Origin of the sequence: Candidatus Thiodubiliella endoseptemdiera (genome assembly GCF_964212635.1) — a bacterium.
GTDB classification, from domain to species: domain Bacteria; phylum Pseudomonadota; class Gammaproteobacteria; order PS1; family Pseudothioglobaceae; genus Thiodubiliella; species Thiodubiliella endoseptemdiera.
The window spans coordinates 762,543-778,682 of sequence record NZ_OZ156463.1 but is presented as its reverse complement, the minus strand read 5'-3'; the positions used below and the strand labels follow the sequence as shown (position 1 = coordinate 778,682).

Below are 16,140 nucleotides of genomic sequence, written 5' to 3'. Positions count from 1 at the left end.
GTAGTTAAAGATGAAAATTTCTATTCAAATTAACGAAGGTCCTTATCAGCATCAAGCCTCTGACACAGCATATCAGTTTGCTAAAGCGGCGATTGCAAAAGGACACGAAATTTTTCGTGTGTTCTTTTATCACGATGGCGTTGATAACGCGACACGCTTTACCGTACCGCCACAAGATGACCGCCATATTGTGAACAATTGGGCATCATTAGACATTAAAAACGCAGAGGGTGAGCCGGAGTTAGTGGTTTGTATTGCCGCTGCACTTCGTCGTGGTTTAGTTGATGATTCTGAGGCTCAGAAAAATGGTATTGAAGGTAATAACATTCACCCAGCATTTCGTATCTCTGGCTTAGGTCAGTTGATTGAAGCAGGCATTCAGTCTGATCGTTTAGTAGTATTTGGAGACTAAGATGAGTACAAAGAAATTTATGTATTTAAACCGTAAGGCACCTTACGGTACTGTGTACGCATTAGAGTCGTTAGAGGTGGTTTTGATTGCTGCCGCTTTCGAGCAAGATGTGTCTTTGGCATTTATTGACGACGGCGTTTATCAAATCGTTGAAGGTCAAAATACCGACGGTATTGGTATGAAAAACTTTTCTAAGACTTTTCATGCGCTTGGCGATTATGACATTAATCAGCTTTATGTATCAGCTGAATCTTTGGAAGAAAGAGGGTTAAGTGCAGACGACCTTATGCCTTTGATTTACGAAGATGAAGATGATGATTGGGCAGAAAAGCCAAGTGTTAAGATTGTTTCTAACGCGGAACTTTCTAAACTTATGTCTGATCAAGATGTTTGTTTAAGTTTTTAAGGAGTAATCATTATGTTACATACAGTAAATAAATCAGTTTTTGAGCGTAATTCACTGCAGTCTTGTTTAAATACAATTGATGATAGTAGTGTTATTTTACTCATCGAAGACGGTGTCATTTCCGCTGCAAAAAATACAAAATCTTCACTGCTTGCCGATTTGGCAGCAGAAGGTCGAGTATTTGCATTGCAAGGCGATGTCGAGGCGAGAGGGATTTCATCAAAGGTTGCAGACAACATTAAATTGGTTGACTACGAAGGCTTTGTTGATTTAGTTGTGGAGCACGGAACAGCAGTTTCGTGGGTGTAGCGAGTTAAATCGTTATTACCAGATAAATATTTTTTAAAATAAATAAAAGGAGTTAAAAATGGCTGAAATATGTGGAGCAGAAGTAGATGAAGAAGGTTTCTTGGTAGACCTAAGTGATTGGAACAAGGAAATTGCTGTAGAAATGGCAAAAGGTGACGATATTGAGTTATCTGAAGAGCATTGGGATGTTATTAATTTCCTACGCGATTATTTTGAAGAGTACCAAATTGCACCAGCAGTTCGTGTACTTACTAAAGCAATTGGTAAGCAGTTCGGTAAAGAAAAAGGCAACTCTAAGTATCTTTATTCTTTATTCCCGTATGGTCCTGGTAAGCAAGGTTGTCGTTTCGCTGGTCTTCCAAAGCCAACTGGTTGTATCTAGTAAATCTCCAAGAAACTTCGGTTTCTTGTTGAGATTTTATTGAAAACATCTGTTTTTTAGCGGATGTTTTCCCAAATTTTTTGAATTTTTTTTGAGAGTAATATGTCTGTAGTAAGTATTTTTTTTACGACTTTATTTTATATATCCTTGGGAATTTTCCTTGTCGGCATGGCAAGGAAAATCTACCAATATTGGATAACCCCTGCTCCTCTTAAAATTCCAACCGCTCCCACGCCGTTAACGCAAACAGGGGTAGTGATGAGAATGGCACGCGAAGTCGTGTTGTTTGAAAGTTTGTTTAAATCTAATAAGTGGACTTGGCTATTTGGCTGGTTGTTCCATGTGGGTTTATTGTTGGTTTTAATCCGCCATGCACGCTATTTTTGGCCAGGCGACTTGCCTGAAATATTTTTATTGGTTCAACCTTTTAAATACGCAGCGTTTGCAATGGTAATTGGACTGATAGGTTTAATGGGTCGTCGTATTGCCGTTGAGCGTATTCGTTATATCTCAGCACCTTCTGATTATTTAATGCTTATTTTAATGCTGGTAATTGGTATTAGTGGCGCAGTGATGACATTCACCAGCAACCACACTGATGTGATTATGGTGAAACAATTTGCCTCTGGCTTGTTGACTTTTGATTGGGCAAACTTACCGACAGAAGTACATTTTTTGGTGCATATCTTTATGGTATTTGTATTAATGGCAATTTTCCCAATTTCAAAATTGTTACATGTTCCAGGTGTGTTTTTTAGCCCGACTCGCAACCAAGTTGATGATGCACGCAAAAAACGCCACATCTCACCATGGGCATTGAGGCAAGAAAAAGAACAGGAAGTTAGATTAAATGAAACTTTAGGTAAGGACGAATAATATGGCTGATGATTTCGAAGTACCAAAATTACCTACTTATTTAGAAATTCCTAAGATGAATGAAGGGGTAATGGCTGGCGATGGTCCATTTAAATCCGTTGAAGAATTTCAAACCCCCTTAGGGTTTCCAGGTGCAAAAGTAGATAATTGGCAAGAAGTTGCTATTAATAAAATGGGCGAACTTAAATCCAAGTATCGTTCCGTTCAGGTATTTTTAGATGCCTGCGTCAAATGCGGTGCTTGTACTGATAAGTGTCATTACTTCCTTGGTTCATCTGATCCAAAAAATATGCCAGTTGCACGCCAAGATTTATTTAGAAGCGTGTATCGTCGCCATTTTACTTTTGCAGGTAAATATTTTCCTAAATTAGTTGGCGCTAAAGAATTAGACGATGCAATGCTAGATGATTGGTATAACTATTTTCACCAGTGTTCACAATGTCGTCGTTGTTCGGTGTTTTGTCCATACGGGATCGACACTGCCGAAATTTCAATGGCAGCTCGTGAAGTATTGGATGCGGTTGGTATTGGTCAAAAATATTGCAACCAAATTCTCGGCAAGGCAATTACAATAGGCAATAACTTAGGTTTACCCGAACCAGCATTGCGAGACACCTTGCTTGACCTTGAAGAAGAAATTGAAGAAGAAACAGGTGTTGCAGTCAAATACCCATTAGACCAAAAAGGTGCTGAAATTTTACTCATTACCCCATCGGCTGATTTCTTCGCCGAACCACATATTGATGGTTTGATTGGCTATGGTAAAGTTTTTCACCAAGATGGTGTTAGTTGGACGATGAGTTCTTATGCCTCCGAAGGCGCAAACTTCGGTATGTTTATTGGTTCTTACGATATTATGCGAAAGGCTGCCCTGAGAATTCGTAAAGCCGCACTTGATTTAGAAGTATCCCGCGTAATGGTTGGTGAATGTGGACATGCTTGGCGTGTTGCGTATAGTTTTTGGAATACCTTATCGGGTGTTGGTGCAGGTGCAGATATCAGTGATGAGCACGCAATGAAATTACAAAACCAACTGGATTCTCGTTACCCACAGCCACAACATATTATTGAATACACACACGATTTAATTCAACGCAATAAATTGAAATTTGACAAGTCAGCTAATGACGACAGAACGGTGACTTTCCACGATTCCTGTAATGTCGCTAGGGCGACTAATATGGGTGGCATTCCAAACGGTCAATTCATCTTACCACGAGAAGTGATTAAGGCCGTTTGTAATAATTATGTGGATATGGAACGCTCAACTATTATGGAATCTACCTTTTGTTGTGGCGGCGGCGGCGGTCTATTAACAGACGACTTAATGGAGATCCGTATTAAGGGTGCAATGCCAAGAATGCAAGCACTCAAAGAAGTGGAAAAAACTGATGCGGTGGATACACTGGTTGCCATTTGTGCAATTTGTAAATCACAATTCAGCAAAGTGTTGCCAAAATTTGATTTTGACCCTTATATGATTGTCAGTGCCCATCAATTGGTGAGTGAGGCAATTATTATGGACAAACCACAAACCGATGATTCTGAAGCTGAAATGCCGATAGAAGAAACAATAACAGAAACAGTAGAATAAATAAGGAGATTTGAAATGCAAAAGAACCCGTACGGACAAATTCACAAGGGCGAAAACCACACATTCAGAATGTTTAAGGATGAAGACGATGATTTAGGTACAGTGCCATGGAGTCAAAAGATTTTTCAAAATGACACCTCACACAAGTGTCCAACCTATGTCAGTCAAACGCCACCATGTCAAGGTTCTTGTCCTTCTGGTCACGATATTCGTGGTTGGTTAGATATTGTTCGTGGTATGGAAAAGCCAGCGGGTGATATGTCATGGCAAGAATACGCATTCCGTCGTTCAACAGACGCTAATCCTTTCCCCTCTATTATGGGTCGCGTTTGTCCAGCACCTTGTGAAGACGGCTGTAATCGTAATGAAGTGGAAGATACGGTTGGTATTAATGCAGTAGAGCAATTTATTGGTGATAACGCCAAAAAAGAAGGCTACAAATTTGAAATTAACGCCAAAGACACGGGTAAAAAAGTGGCTATTATTGGCGGTGGTTGTGGCGGTTTATCAGCAGCATTACAATTACGCAAACAAGGTCATAGCGTGACCGTATTTGAAAAATACGAGCAATTAGGCGGGATGATGATGTATGGTATTCCTGACTATCGAGTACCACGCGATGTATTACAATATGAGATTGATCGTATTATAGAAACTGGCGTTGAAACCAAAATGAACACCAAAGTTGGCGTTGACATCTCTATGGAAGAATTAGAAAAAGATTACGATGCTGTTTTATTTGCCATCGGTGCAATGAGCGGTCGTTCGTTGCCAATTCCTGGTGGCGATGCCACTAACTGCGTCTCTGGTGTTGCCTTCCTTGAAGCTTACAATCAAGGTCGTCTCAAACACATCACTGGCAAAGTGATTTGTATTGGTGGTGGTGATACTTCAATTGATGTGGTCTCTGTGGCTCGTCGTTTAGGTAATATTGAAAATGCAGCGGACAAAGATCGCCCTGAACGCGTTATTTTTGACGACACGGCACATGATGTAGTTGATACCTCTAAACGATTAGGTGCAGATGTATTATTAACCACTCGTTCTACCATTGAAAATATGCCAGCGGCACAAGAAGAAATTGACGATGCAAATCGTGAAGGCGTTGAAATTCAAGGTCAGTTAAGCCCAATTGAAGTAATTAAAAACGCAGAAGGTCGTGCGACTGCATTGCGTTTTGTGCGTCTAGAAGAAGATGGCTCCACCCCAATTGAAGGCTCTGAATTTGAAGTTGAATGTGAGTTAATCGTGCCCGCCATTGGACAAGGTGTTGATGGCGAAGGTATGGACGATTCATTCTTCAACAAACATGGTTTTATTGATGCCGATAAAAATTTTCAAATCCCTAACAAACCCGGTTTTTTCGTTTGTGGCGATGTGGTTCGTCCACACTTATTGACCACAGCAATTGGTCAAGCGGGTATTGTGGCTGAAAGTATTGGCGACTACCTTGATGGCAACAACCAAAAGGTTCGTAGTAAAGTCGATGTACACTACTTTGATCTTATGTCAAAACTGAATGAGTGGGATTTAGCACCTTCAAAATATGAAAAAGACGGTGAGTTAGGCGAAGGCACGGATACAGCAGGTTATGCAGTGCATAACTACGAAGACCGTTCATTTGCCTCTATCATTCCACACACAGAATTGTTCTTAGGGCATTTTGACAATGAAGAACGCAATGCACGCAATCATAAATTGGTTGATGTTGACAATGTATTGGGCAACTTTGATGAACGATTAATTGGTTATAGCGAAGAAGAGGCACAAGCAGAAGCAGGGCGTTGTATGTCTTGTGGCTTATGTTTTGAGTGCGATAACTGTGTAATGTATTGCCCACAAGATGCGGTATTTAAAGTTAAGAAAGATAAAGCAACCTTAGGTCGTTATGTTGATACTGACTATGACAAGTGCGTCGGTTGTCATATCTGTGCCGATGTATGTCCTACGGGCTATATTCAAATGGGATTGGGTGAGTAATTTAAAGAGAATGAATATGAAGCATTTATTGATTATTTTTCTAACACTGTCTCTTAATAGTGTGTTTGCATATGATGGCGATAAACATGTTAATCTAGGTGATAAAGCCACTGAGTTAAAAGAAGAGGGTAGGAGTCGAGATATTCACCCCAGTTTGTCTGAAATTAGGAAAATGCACCCTGCATTTTTAATGCACAAGCGCGATAAAACTTTACGCCAAGGGGTTCGCAGCAAACGCAACTCATTAAAGCAATGTGTTGATTGCCACAGTGCAACTAAAAATGATGAATATGTTCCTGTTAATGCACCTGATCAATTCTGCTCAACCTGCCATCAGAAAGTCGGCACCAGTTTGGATTGTTTTTCCTGTCATCGTACCACACCAGAAGAGGATTTATAATGAGTAAAAAACTAAATCGTCGTGACTTTATTAAGAGCACCGGCGTTGCTACGGCAAGCGTGGCAACCATTGCCAGTGGCATTAGTTTAACCACTTTTGCCGCCGATGAAAACCCAGTAACCAATGAAAAACGCTGGGGCATGCTGATTGACACCAATAAATTGACCGAGACTAATATTGATGATATGGTTTTTGCCTGTCAAGAAGAAAATGGTTGGGGTTTTGAAGAGCACTCTACTGGTGACCAAAAGGCAAACTGGATTAGAAAAGTCAAAGTTAAAGACAAGGCAACAGGTAAAATTGATGCATTACCAATGATGTGTCAGCATTGCGACGAACCGCCTTGTGTAGATGTTTGCCCAACAAATGCTTCAATGAAGCGTGAAGATGGTATCGTCTTGGTGGATAGACATTTATGTATTGGTTGTCGTTATTGCATGATGGCTTGTCCTTACGATTCTCGTTCATTTGTACATGAAGATTTAAGTAATCAAAAAGAACATATGCCACGCGGAAAAGGAACAGTAGAATCTTGCACAATGTGTGTTCACCGTGTTGATAAAGGTGAAATGCCCGCCTGTGCAGAAGCAGTGAACAGTGATGCAGTAATTTTTGGTGATTTGTATGATGCCAACAGTAAAATCAATCGAGTGCTTAAAAAAGTTCAAAGCACGCAAATCAGAGCAGATTTAAATCTGAATACTGGTGTGCGTTATAGCGGTATTTAAGGAATATAATAAATTATGAACATTCGTTATCAACAAATTCAAGGAAGAAGTTTAGGTTTTTATGCGCTAATTGCAGGTCTTGGCGTTCTGATTTTAGCATCACTTGGCAGTGTATTGTTTATGGAACACCACGGTCATTATGTGACAGGTATGAGTAATCGCATTGTTTGGGGTATGCCTCATGTGTTCGCTTTATTCTTAATTGTTGCGGCTTCAGGTGCGTTGAATGTTGCTTCAATTGCCTCAGTATTTGGTAAGAAAATATATAAGCCATTAGCGCGTTTATCGGGTTTGGTTTCATTGGCATTATTGGCTGGTGGCCTGATGGTATTAGTATTAGACTTGGGACGCCCTGATCGTCTAATCGTGGCAATGACTGAATACAACTTCAACTCAATTTTTGCCTGGAATATTATTTTATATAATGGTTTCTTCGTTATTGTCGCAGTTTATTTGTGGATGATGTTTGAACGCCGTATGAATAAATTTACCGCTAAAGCAGGTTTGGCAGCATTCTCTTGGCGTTTAATCTTAACGACGGGCACAGGTTCTATCTTTGGTTTTTTGGTGGCGCGTCAAGCTTATGACGCGGTAATTATGGCACCGATGTTTATTATTATGTCGTTTGCTTTTGGTTTAGCGTTCTTTATTTTGATTTTAATGGCAAGTTACAAATGGACTGAGCGCCCATTAGGCGATGTGATTGTTAATCGTCTTGGTAATTTATTGGGCGTATTTGTAGCGGCGGTAATGTATTTTGTTGTAGTTAAGCATTTAGGTAGTTTGTATTTGGCTGAAAATTCAGGTGTTGAAAGTTTCATCTTATTTGGTGAGCATGTTTACACGCCATTATTCTGGATAGGGCAAATTGTAATTGGCGGTTTAGTGCCAATGGCATTGATTTATCACCCTGCATTAAAAGGCAACCGCTCTACTTTGGGTTTAGCCTCTATATTGGTATTAATTGGCGGTATTGCACAATTATATGTCATTATCGTTGGCGGACAAGCTTATCCAATGGAAATATTTCCAGGCAAAGAAATTTTAGAAGGCTATGGCGGTATTGCTACTTACACGCCTTCATTACCTGAAATAATATTAGGCTTAGGCGGTGTTGCAGTATCATTGATTGCAGTTACTTTTTTGATTAAATTTCTACCCTTCCTACCCGAAAGTCTTGCAGATGATGTGGCAGACCCTCACCATAAAAAATAAACCGATTCTATAATCGGGACAGACGATGTCCATTTATATTTCTGCTGCCCATAAATCCTCTGGCAAAACTGTTGTCAGTTTAGGTTTATGTGCCGCTTTTAAAGCACAATCACATAAAGTCCAAGCTTTCAAAAAAGGCCCTGATTACATTGACCCAATTTGGCTCTCTCAAGCCAGTGGCAACCCTTGTTATAATTTAGACTTCTATACAATGTCTAAACAAGAAATCACCCAATTGTTCAATCAACAACAAGGTAATATTACCCTTATTGAAGGTAACAAAGGGCTGTATGACGGGATGAATACAACGGGCGGTGATGCTAATGCTGATATGGCAAAATTACTCAATTCAAGCGTGATTTTAGTCATTGACACCAATGGCATTACGCGTGGCATTGCCCCCTTGCTAATGGGTTATCAGGCTTTCGATAGAAAAGTTAATATTGCTGGTGTCATTCTTAACAAAGTAGCAGGTGAACGCCATCAATCAAAACTTATTCAAGCCATCGAGCATTACACTGATATGCCTATTTTGGGTGCTATTCGTCGCTCTAAAGAACTTATTATTGATGAGCGCCACTTGGGGCTGATGCCTGCTAATGAATTAGCACAATCGCAAAATTTTATCGATTGTGCAGGCAAACTCATTGCTGATCAAGTAGATTTGGATAAAATCTTAGCACTCAATAACAAAACTATCTCCAATACGGCAGCGCCAATCGTAGAGCCTAAGCATTTAACTGTTGCTGTGGCAAAAGATAAGGCTTTTGGTTTTTACTATCAAGATGACTTGGATGCATTCACATCACTCGGCGTTAAGATTGAATATTTTGATACTCTAAAAGCCACAACCTTGCCAAAATGTGATGGCTTATTCATCGGTGGTGGTTTCCCAGAAATGCAACTTGATGCATTGAGCGCCAATCAATCTTTAATGACTGACATAAAATTAAAGATAGAGCAAGGGCTACCTACTTATGCAGAATGTGGTGGTTTGATGTATCTCAGTCAAGCCATCATTCACCAAGGTAAATCACACGAAATGGTCGGTGTCATTCAAGCAAACACACTAATGACATCCAAACCGATTGGCAGGGGTTATGTGCAACTCACTCCCACCGATAAGCATCCATGGGATGGTGTTGCTGAGCAAATTTATGCACATGAATTCCATTATTCTAAACTGCAAAATATTAACCCAAAAACCCACTATGCCTATAAGGTTTTACGCGGTGTAGGTGTGGATAATATGCAAGACGGCATTTTGCTACATAACCTACTCGCTACTTACACGCATTTACGCAGTGTCGGTGGTAACCATTGGGTTGAACAATTTATTAACTTTATAAAGACTAAAAAATGATTACAATTACTAAACGCGCCGCTGAAGAAATCGGACTATCCACCCAAAACCCAGATACACAAGGACTACAAATGCGTTTTGCTATTGACAAAACAGATGAAGGCTTTCAATATTTAATGGGCTTTGATGAGCGTGTAGATGGCGATATCCACTTAGAATCAAATGGTATTGAATATATCCTTACCTACGCGCAAAAAGAATTATTAGAAGGTACGGTAGTTGATTTTGATGAAATTGATACTGAAGGCGGATATGGTTTCCTTTTTATGAACCCCAACGATCCAAACTACCAACCTCCTGAAGGAGATAATGCCCCTAAAAAAACCTAAATTCCAAAATTATTTGTAGTAGTTTAGGATGGCGTGGTAGATGGCAGTGGCAATTTTGTCTTGTTCTTTCTTATTGTTAAGACGCTTTTCTTCTTGTGGATTAGAAATGAAAGCGGTTTCTAACAAAACTGACGGAATAGCGGGAGTTTTTAGAACGACAAAACCTGCTTTTTGTGGTCTTTTCTTGTGCAGTGGTCCGATTTTTTGCATTTGCTGTAGAATTAATCGCCCGAGTTTTTTACTTTGAATATCACGGTCTTTTCTAGAAAAACCCCATAGGATTTTATTGAGGTATTTATCACCTTTTGTCATTTCCTCCTTACCACCAAATTGGTCAGCAGTGTTTTGTGAGCGTTCTAATCGTTTGGCAAACTTGGTCAAGCCACCGAGTTTTGATAGGGTGTAAACTGACGCACCTTTTGCACTTGTGTGTTTGACAGAGTCAGCGTGGATGGATATAAATAAAGACGCATGATTGGCTTGGGCGATACGAATGCGTTTGGTTAATCCTACATAATAGTCTCCCTTACGGCTGAGACGCGCTTTAAAGCCACGGGTTTTATTGAGCTTATTCGCCAGTTTTTTAGCAATAGCTAAGGTGATGTGCTTTTCCTTTGTTTGAAAATAACCTGTTGCACCAGGGTCTTCACCACCGTGACCTGCGTCAATTAAAATAATTTTTTGAGCAATCTTTTTAATGGGCTTCTTAATGGGTTTTTTATCCTCATCATAAATATCAATTACCAATCGATGATAGGTGTATTTTGAGTTGGGTTTGAGCATATAACTTTTAACACGATAGCCTTTTCTAATGGTAAATAGCAGATGCATTGCTTGTAATTTACGCTTGAGTTTTGTGTGTTTGATACGTATATCTTGGTAAAAAACTTTGTCATAAGTGGTACGCAAAAGTTTGGCATTTTGAATGGTTAAATCAATTTTATTGGCGTGATTGGTAACGCGATATTGTATGTCTTTTTCAGTATCAATCACAATGCGAGTGCGTTCTGGCGAAGTCCAAAAGCGGAAATCGTATAGCATCATTTTTTCTTTGGCAGATGCAGTACCAAATAATAGCAAGGTGATTAAAAACAGTTTTAGACGCATTGTAACAAGGTATTTCCAATGTCATTTTGTGCGGTCAGCATTAATTCCCTTGTTTCACTATCACCGCTGAGTGCAATCGTTAAATCCGCAGGGGCAATCATTCCTGTGCCAAGTTCTGCCCATTCAATCAGTTGGATAGCAGGGGTGTTTGTGTAATCACGGATGCCAATGTATTCCAATTCTTCGGGGTCGCTGAGGCGATAGCAGTCAAAATGATGGATATTAATTGCGTCATTTTGATAACTTTCCACTAAGGAATAGGTCGGACTTTTGACTTTGTCAAAGCCGAAAAACTGAATAAAACTTCTTGCAAAGGTGGTTTTGCCCACGCCCAAGTCCCCTTGCAAATAAATCACCATAGGTGGCTTAATATTCTGTGCCAATTTTTGTGCAAATTGCTGTGTGGCAGTTTCACTGTTAAGTGTTATTTTCAAAACAGTTGCCACATATAAATGCCAAAGACAGACACTAAAATAACGCCTTCAAAACGATTGATAATGTGTTTTTTATGGAATTTGTAAGAAACGACGAACAATAAAATCGTGAGTAATAACATCACAGGATAATCTCTCGTAATAACTTCATTTTCCACATCTGATGGATGAATCAAACCAGGGATAGCCAATACTGCGATGGTATTAAATAGGTTGGAGCCAATGACATTGCCGACGACCATTTCATACTGCTTTTTCAAAACACTGGCGACTGAAACAGCCAATTCTGGCAAACTGGTGCCGAGTGCAATCACACTTAATCCAATCACTAAATCGGACACCCCGAAACTTTGGGCAATTTGCACGCCACCCCAAACGATTAATTTTGCACTGCCAATTAATACCAACAAGCCAACAATCAGCATCACCCAAGTTTTGCTAATTTGATTTTTTTCAACTGTTTCTACTGCTTCGTCAAATTCGTGGATGTTGTTATTTTTGGCAGTTTTAAAAGTATAAGTGAGAAATATCACCAATAAAGATGCCAAAACTAAGCCATCAATCATATCAAGATGTTTATCCCAAAGTAAAAATCCAGCAACAAGGGTAACTAACATCAAAAATACCCATTCTTTTTGCAGAATGCTGCTTTTCACTTCAATCGGGGCAATCATCGCGCTAACGCCCAAAACCAAAGCAATATTAAAAATATTAGAGCCAATGGCATTGCCGATACTAATACCTGTATTGCCGTTTATGGCTGCCAATCCAGACACCAGCATCTCTGGGACAGAAGTGCCGAAACCAAAAATCAACAAGCCAATTATCAAAGGCGATACTTTAAAAATAGTGGCAATTTTCGCCCCATTTTCAGTGAATGCGTCGGCACTCCAAATTAAAAATGCAAAACCTGTTAACAAGGCGATAATTGGTAGTAGAATGTCGGGCATAATTTATGAGTAAAATTTTTTCACCTATTAGAGACCTTTGCATAAATAGGGATGATTAGCAAAATGACAGATTTTATTAAATTGGAAATTTTTAAATCCACTCCCAGCAGGGCTAAGGGTGTTTTTAAAAAGTTTGTAATTTGATGAAAGATGGTGTTTTGATGATTATTCATATTTATGCAAAGGTCTCTATTATAAAGAGATATCAAACAAAATGAGTAAAACAGAATTTTTAATTGGTCGTAGTGGCTTGGATCTACAAGACGATTTCTATCCTGATGATTTGCCAGAGGATTGGCGTTTTGATTATTACACCGCCATTTTTAAGGCACTGTCTTTGGCAATTGACACCGACGAAGACCTCGAACAAATCTTTGATGACATAAGAGAAGACGAGGAAGATGATTTTTTGTTGGTATTAACAATTGAAGAATCGCAATTCACTGATGAGGCAACGCTGAAAGGATTATTAAACGATGTGCAAGAGTATGCAGATGATTTTATTTTATTCTGCGAAGTGGATGACACACCGAGCAAAGCCATTATGGCGCTATTATCAGCTTATAAAGTGTGTTTTCAATCCAAAAAACCCCTTAAATTGAAATTGCAGGAAGTGCAAGTATCGGGTTCAACACTGAGTTTTAATCAATATCCTGTGTTATATTCTGAACAGGTATGGGACGAAAAACAAATGCGTAGTTATTTAGAAGACATTCAAAGCGTGAATACCAAAGCCATTTTGATTTGTAAATTTGCAGAACGCGAAGCCTTGGACAAAATCCGCATTATCGCTGAATTATTAGGATATTAAAAGCGTGCATATTTTGTTAACACGCGCACTGTCGCAAGTGCAGCCTTTGCAAAATCTGATGAGTGAGCAAGGCTATCAACCTGTGTTATTCCCCAGTTTGGTAATCAACCCACTATACAATACCCCGCTTAAAACCCATTATGATGCACTAATTTTTATCAGCGCCAATGCCGTTGAGTATGGTTTGACAGTACTAAAAACACTCAATCATCAAACCACACAAATTTTTGCCGTAGGTGCTGCCACCGCAAAAAAATTAGAACAATACGGCATTAAGGTCACGGACTTTCCCCCGCAAAAAGCATCCAGTGAAGCTCTATTAGCGTTGGATAAAATACAAGCATTACACAATTGCTCTATTTTGATTTTTCGGGGCAAAGGTGGCAGAGAAACGCTAAAAGAGGGATTAGAGCAAAATAATAGCGTTGAATATATCGAAGTTTATCAGCGTGTACTGTGTTCCATCACCACCAAACATCGTGATTCTTTATCAGCCTTTTTACAAAATGGCAAAGGTATCATCACTGCTACAAGCGTTGAAAACTTAACGGCATTGCTCTCAATGGTTGAACAAATAGACGCAAAAAAACTCAATACTATCACCCATTACCCACTCGCAGTATTGAGTGAACGCATTAAAACAGTCGCACAGTCTGTGGGTTTTAGTCAAATTGAAGTCGCAACCGAAGCCAGCGATAAAGGCTTGTTAAAAGCCGTCCAAACTATTTCATAAAACTCTAATACACTTGACGCAGTAGATAAAGAAGGCTATTCTATCAATCTATCGTTATTTCTTGGGGGGTAGAATGGTTAAATTAAGCGTTTCGAAAGCGGCCAGAATGCTTGGCATCAGTCGCTTTGATATCCAGCATCAAATCAACAGTGGTAAACTACAATCACACGAAGGCTATGTTACCACTGACAGTCTGCGATTGGCATACCCAAATGCAAGTTTGGAATCTGAAGAAGACAAACACATTCAAAAAATGCAACAAATCAAAAATGATGCTACCTACAAAATCGAAGCTGACAATGCAATCCACAGCACAAATGACAAAGTTTATACAGGCATCATTACCAAGCTAAAAACCAAACTCTACCAAGAAGAACTCAAAAACCAACACCACCAAATGGTATTCTCCGAACTCACTGAACGACTAGCAACCCTTGAAGAACACTGTCATTCCAAAGACAAAGATGCATTGAATAAATTACAAAATTGGGTACAGTCTAAACACTAAATTTAATAAGTAGTATCAATAGAGACCTTTGCATAAATTATGAATAATCATCAAAACGCCATCTTTCATCAAATTACAAACTTTTTAAAAACACCCTTAGCCCTGCTAGGAGTGGATTTAAAAAATTTCCAATTTAATAAAATCTGTCATTTTGCTAATCATCCCTATTTATGCAAAGGTCTCTAAGTAATGCAAAGGTCAATTTAATATCACCATTTAATAATTTATTATCGAGCATAGATAGGAATATTATCTATGTTTTTTCATCATCTACAAAAGCGTCTTAGCAATTTCCAAAGAAGGTTGAGCGCGATTCATTGAGTAAAAATGGAAACTGTCTACGCCTTGATTTTTTAGAGTTTGGCATAGTTCAATGACGACTTCGGTGCCGAATATGTTAAGTGTGTTCAGGTCATTTTCGTATAGTTTTAATCGTTCCAAAATCCATTTTGGGATTTCTGCACCGCACATATTGGAAAATCTGACTAATTGCGTGTGGCTGGTGATGGGCATAATACCGGGGGTAATTGGGATGTCGATGCCTAATTTCTGCACTTCATCGACAAATCTAAAATAGGCATCGGCGTTGTAAAAATATTGCGTAATTGCACCGTCAGCACCTGCCTTTACTTTATTGACAAAATGAGCTGTGTCGGTTTGAATATTTTTGGCTTGCGGGTGCATTTCGGGGTAGGCGGCGACTTCGATGTGGAAGTAGTCATTGTATTGGGTTTTGATAAATTCTACCAATTCATTGGCATAATGAAAATCACCAATATCGCGCACACCTGATGGAATATCACCCCTAAGTGCGACGATACGATTAATGCCTGCGGATTTATATTGGTCTAATAAGGCGGTAATATTATCTTTTTTTGAGTCGATGCAGGATAAATGCGGTGCGGCAGAAATACCATCATTTTTTTGAATATCCAGTGCGGTTTCTAAAGTTGCGTCTTGCGTTGTACCACCTGCGCCAAAAGTCACGGAAAAATACTCAGGATTAATAAGGCTTAATTTTTGCCGAACTTGTGCTAAAGTTTGTTGCCCTTTATCGGTTCTTGATGGAAAAAACTCAAAACTTGTTTTCATTTGTGTCAAATCTATCTAAAAATACTAATTATAGCGTATTTACCTAATGAGACCTTTGCATAAATATGAATAATCATCAAAACGCCATCTTTCATCAAATTACAAACTTTTTAAAAACACCCTTAGCCCTGCTAGGAGTGGATTTAAAAAATTTCCAATTTAATAAAATCTGTCATTTTGCTAATCATCCCTATTTATGCAAAGGTCTCCTAATGTTAAACCCTTTTGTATAAGATGTAACAATGGGGTAAAATAGCGTCTTTTATTTATAAAGTTGTCAAGTAAATATGTCAAAAAGTGATTATATTGAGTTAGAAGGTGTTGTTAAAGAGAAGTTACCTAACACCACTTTTACCGTTGAGCTAGAGAATGGACACAGTGTATTGGCACACATTTCTGGTAAGATTCGTAAGCACTATATTCGTATTTTGCCAGGGGATAAAGTCACGGTAGAAATGACGCCGTATGACCTGACTAAGGGTAGAATTACTTTCCGACATAAATAAGAAAT

23 protein-coding genes are annotated in these 16,140 nt (G+C 39.0%); 18 read left to right on the top strand and 5 right to left on the bottom strand.

All coding sequences use genetic code 11. The features are described from left to right. Nucleotides 1–10: 10 nt before the first annotated feature. From tusD to AB8525_RS04060, 12 genes are all read left to right on the top strand, one after another. A complete protein-coding gene (gene tusD / locus AB8525_RS04115; RefSeq protein ID WP_369152797.1) occupies nucleotides 11–412 on the top strand; it encodes a sulfurtransferase complex subunit TusD in 402 nt (133 codons plus the stop codon). Nucleotide 413: 1 nt separating this feature from the next. After that, nucleotides 414–818, top strand: coding sequence for a sulfurtransferase complex subunit TusC (tusC, locus tag AB8525_RS04110; protein ID WP_369152794.1), 405 nt, complete (start codon nucleotides 414–416; stop codon nucleotides 816–818). Nucleotides 819–830: 12 nt separating this feature from the next. After that, nucleotides 831–1,127: a sulfurtransferase complex subunit TusB gene (gene tusB, locus AB8525_RS04105; RefSeq protein ID WP_369152792.1), complete on the top strand. Its 297-nt coding sequence runs from the start codon at nucleotides 831–833 to the stop codon at nucleotides 1,125–1,127. 58 nt (nucleotides 1,128–1,185) lie between these two features. After that, complete coding sequence (locus AB8525_RS04100) at nucleotides 1,186–1,509, top strand: TusE/DsrC/DsvC family sulfur relay protein (protein WP_369152790.1); 324 nt, start codon at nucleotides 1,186–1,188, stop codon at nucleotides 1,507–1,509. A gap of 102 nt (nucleotides 1,510–1,611) precedes the next feature. Continuing rightward, a complete protein-coding gene (locus AB8525_RS04095) occupies nucleotides 1,612–2,385 on the top strand; it encodes a respiratory nitrate reductase subunit gamma (protein WP_369178775.1) in 774 nt (257 codons plus the stop codon). 1 nt (nucleotide 2,386) lies between these two features. After that, nucleotides 2,387–3,979 (top strand): sulfate reduction electron transfer complex DsrMKJOP subunit DsrK, encoded by a 1,593-nt coding sequence (dsrK, locus tag AB8525_RS04090; RefSeq protein WP_369152784.1) that lies wholly within the window; start codon nucleotides 2,387–2,389, stop codon nucleotides 3,977–3,979. 15 nt (nucleotides 3,980–3,994) lie between these two features. Further along, on the top strand, nucleotides 3,995–5,959 hold the full coding sequence (locus AB8525_RS04085; protein ID WP_369178773.1) for an NAD(P)-binding protein: 1,965 nt from the start codon (nucleotides 3,995–3,997) through the stop codon (nucleotides 5,957–5,959). Between the two features lie 16 nt (nucleotides 5,960–5,975). Beyond that, nucleotides 5,976–6,359: a sulfur reduction protein DsrJ gene (locus AB8525_RS04080; RefSeq protein ID WP_369152780.1), complete on the top strand. Its 384-nt coding sequence runs from the start codon at nucleotides 5,976–5,978 to the stop codon at nucleotides 6,357–6,359. Next, entirely contained in the window at nucleotides 6,359–7,087 is a 729-nt protein-coding gene (gene dsrO, locus AB8525_RS04075) for a sulfate reduction electron transfer complex DsrMKJOP subunit DsrO (protein ID WP_369152778.1), read from the top strand. The genes AB8525_RS04080 and dsrO overlap by 1 nt, the downstream gene beginning before the upstream one ends. A gap of 15 nt (nucleotides 7,088–7,102) precedes the next feature. Further along, nucleotides 7,103–8,302, top strand: a complete 1,200-nt coding sequence (nrfD, locus tag AB8525_RS04070) for an NrfD/PsrC family molybdoenzyme membrane anchor subunit (RefSeq protein ID WP_369152775.1) — start codon at nucleotides 7,103–7,105, stop codon at nucleotides 8,300–8,302. A 25-nt stretch (nucleotides 8,303–8,327) separates the two neighbouring features. Then, complete coding sequence (locus AB8525_RS04065) at nucleotides 8,328–9,665, top strand: cobyrinate a,c-diamide synthase (protein ID WP_369152772.1); 1,338 nt, start codon at nucleotides 8,328–8,330, stop codon at nucleotides 9,663–9,665. Continuing rightward, nucleotides 9,662–9,994 (top strand): HesB/IscA family protein, encoded by a 333-nt coding sequence (locus tag AB8525_RS04060; RefSeq protein ID WP_369178771.1) that lies wholly within the window; start codon nucleotides 9,662–9,664, stop codon nucleotides 9,992–9,994. The genes AB8525_RS04065 and AB8525_RS04060 overlap by 4 nt, the downstream gene beginning before the upstream one ends. Before the next feature lie 9 nt (nucleotides 9,995–10,003). Here AB8525_RS04060 and AB8525_RS04055 read toward each other — a convergent pair whose 3' ends face one another. The 4 genes from AB8525_RS04055 to AB8525_RS04040 are packed head-to-tail and all read right to left on the bottom strand — an operon-like array spanning nucleotide 10,004 to nucleotide 12,658. Next, entirely contained in the window at nucleotides 10,004–11,101 is a 1,098-nt protein-coding gene (locus AB8525_RS04055) for an N-acetylmuramoyl-L-alanine amidase (RefSeq protein ID WP_369178769.1), read from the bottom strand. Then, complete coding sequence (gene tsaE / locus AB8525_RS04050) at nucleotides 11,092–11,535, bottom strand: tRNA (adenosine(37)-N6)-threonylcarbamoyltransferase complex ATPase subunit type 1 TsaE (RefSeq protein WP_369152765.1); 444 nt, start codon at nucleotides 11,533–11,535, stop codon at nucleotides 11,092–11,094. The genes AB8525_RS04055 and tsaE overlap by 10 nt, the downstream gene beginning before the upstream one ends. Next, nucleotides 11,532–12,485: a calcium/sodium antiporter gene (locus AB8525_RS04045; RefSeq protein ID WP_369178767.1), complete on the bottom strand. Its 954-nt coding sequence runs from the start codon at nucleotides 12,483–12,485 to the stop codon at nucleotides 11,532–11,534. Before AB8525_RS04045 ends, tsaE begins: the two co-directional genes overlap by 4 nt. Before the next feature lie 20 nt (nucleotides 12,486–12,505). After that, on the bottom strand, nucleotides 12,506–12,658 hold the full coding sequence (locus AB8525_RS04040) for a hypothetical protein (protein WP_369152760.1): 153 nt from the start codon (nucleotides 12,656–12,658) through the stop codon (nucleotides 12,506–12,508). A 41-nt stretch (nucleotides 12,659–12,699) separates the two neighbouring features. Between AB8525_RS04040 and AB8525_RS04035 the strand changes: the two genes are divergently transcribed. From AB8525_RS04035 to AB8525_RS04020, 4 genes are all read left to right on the top strand, one after another. Then, nucleotides 12,700–13,296, top strand: coding sequence for a hypothetical protein (locus tag AB8525_RS04035; RefSeq protein ID WP_369152757.1), 597 nt, complete (start codon nucleotides 12,700–12,702; stop codon nucleotides 13,294–13,296). A 13-nt stretch (nucleotides 13,297–13,309) separates the two neighbouring features. After that, complete coding sequence (locus tag AB8525_RS04030; RefSeq protein ID WP_369152755.1) at nucleotides 13,310–14,029, top strand: uroporphyrinogen-III synthase; 720 nt, start codon at nucleotides 13,310–13,312, stop codon at nucleotides 14,027–14,029. A gap of 73 nt (nucleotides 14,030–14,102) precedes the next feature. After that, on the top strand, nucleotides 14,103–14,537 hold the full coding sequence (locus tag AB8525_RS04025) for a hypothetical protein (protein ID WP_369152753.1): 435 nt from the start codon (nucleotides 14,103–14,105) through the stop codon (nucleotides 14,535–14,537). Between the two features lie 39 nt (nucleotides 14,538–14,576). Beyond that, on the top strand, nucleotides 14,577–14,723 hold the full coding sequence (locus tag AB8525_RS04020; protein WP_369149988.1) for a hypothetical protein: 147 nt from the start codon (nucleotides 14,577–14,579) through the stop codon (nucleotides 14,721–14,723). Nucleotides 14,724–14,807: 84 nt separating this feature from the next. Here AB8525_RS04020 and metF read toward each other — a convergent pair whose 3' ends face one another. Beyond that, the gene (gene metF, locus AB8525_RS04015; protein WP_369178765.1) at nucleotides 14,808–15,629 is read right to left on the bottom strand and encodes a methylenetetrahydrofolate reductase [NAD(P)H]; all 822 of its coding nucleotides are present in this window, start codon (nucleotides 15,627–15,629) and stop codon (nucleotides 14,808–14,810) included. Between the two features lie 65 nt (nucleotides 15,630–15,694). Here metF and AB8525_RS04010 point away from each other — a divergent pair, with 65 nt between their 5' ends. Next, nucleotides 15,695–15,862 carry a hypothetical protein gene (locus tag AB8525_RS04010; protein WP_369178763.1) on the top strand — a complete coding sequence of 56 codons (168 nt, stop codon included), beginning with the start codon at nucleotides 15,695–15,697 and terminating at the stop codon, nucleotides 15,860–15,862. A gap of 54 nt (nucleotides 15,863–15,916) precedes the next feature. Next, on the top strand, nucleotides 15,917–16,135 hold the full coding sequence (infA, locus tag AB8525_RS04005) for a translation initiation factor IF-1 (RefSeq protein ID WP_010645628.1): 219 nt from the start codon (nucleotides 15,917–15,919) through the stop codon (nucleotides 16,133–16,135). Nucleotides 16,136–16,140: the final 5 nt, after the last annotated feature.

Coding starts and splice junctions, on each gene's coding strand:
- tusD (WP_369152797.1), top strand. CDS start 11: ATGAAAATTTCTATTCAAATTAACGAAGGTCCTTATCAGCATCAAGCC.
- tusC (WP_369152794.1), top strand. CDS start 414: ATGAGTACAAAGAAATTTATGTATTTAAACCGTAAGGCACCTTACGGT.
- tusB (WP_369152792.1), top strand. CDS start 831: ATGTTACATACAGTAAATAAATCAGTTTTTGAGCGTAATTCACTGCAG.
- AB8525_RS04100 (WP_369152790.1), top strand. CDS start 1,186: ATGGCTGAAATATGTGGAGCAGAAGTAGATGAAGAAGGTTTCTTGGTA.
- AB8525_RS04095 (WP_369178775.1), top strand. CDS start 1,612: ATGTCTGTAGTAAGTATTTTTTTTACGACTTTATTTTATATATCCTTG.
- dsrK (WP_369152784.1), top strand. CDS start 2,387: ATGGCTGATGATTTCGAAGTACCAAAATTACCTACTTATTTAGAAATT.
- AB8525_RS04085 (WP_369178773.1), top strand. CDS start 3,995: ATGCAAAAGAACCCGTACGGACAAATTCACAAGGGCGAAAACCACACA.
- AB8525_RS04080 (WP_369152780.1), top strand. CDS start 5,976: ATGAAGCATTTATTGATTATTTTTCTAACACTGTCTCTTAATAGTGTG.
- dsrO (WP_369152778.1), top strand. CDS start 6,359: ATGAGTAAAAAACTAAATCGTCGTGACTTTATTAAGAGCACCGGCGTT.
- nrfD (WP_369152775.1), top strand. CDS start 7,103: ATGAACATTCGTTATCAACAAATTCAAGGAAGAAGTTTAGGTTTTTAT.
- AB8525_RS04065 (WP_369152772.1), top strand. CDS start 8,328: ATGTCCATTTATATTTCTGCTGCCCATAAATCCTCTGGCAAAACTGTT.
- AB8525_RS04060 (WP_369178771.1), top strand. CDS start 9,662: ATGATTACAATTACTAAACGCGCCGCTGAAGAAATCGGACTATCCACC.
- AB8525_RS04055 (WP_369178769.1), bottom strand. CDS start 11,101: ATGCGTCTAAAACTGTTTTTAATCACCTTGCTATTATTTGGTACTGCA.
- AB8525_RS04045 (WP_369178767.1), bottom strand. CDS start 12,485: ATGCCCGACATTCTACTACCAATTATCGCCTTGTTAACAGGTTTTGCA.
- AB8525_RS04040 (WP_369152760.1), bottom strand. CDS start 12,658: ATGAATAATCATCAAAACACCATCTTTCATCAAATTACAAACTTTTTA.
- AB8525_RS04035 (WP_369152757.1), top strand. CDS start 12,700: ATGAGTAAAACAGAATTTTTAATTGGTCGTAGTGGCTTGGATCTACAA.
- AB8525_RS04025 (WP_369152753.1), top strand. CDS start 14,103: ATGGTTAAATTAAGCGTTTCGAAAGCGGCCAGAATGCTTGGCATCAGT.
- AB8525_RS04020 (WP_369149988.1), top strand. CDS start 14,577: ATGAATAATCATCAAAACGCCATCTTTCATCAAATTACAAACTTTTTA.
- metF (WP_369178765.1), bottom strand. CDS start 15,629: ATGAAAACAAGTTTTGAGTTTTTTCCATCAAGAACCGATAAAGGGCAA.
- AB8525_RS04010 (WP_369178763.1), top strand. CDS start 15,695: ATGAATAATCATCAAAACGCCATCTTTCATCAAATTACAAACTTTTTA.
- infA (WP_010645628.1), top strand. CDS start 15,917: ATGTCAAAAAGTGATTATATTGAGTTAGAAGGTGTTGTTAAAGAGAAG.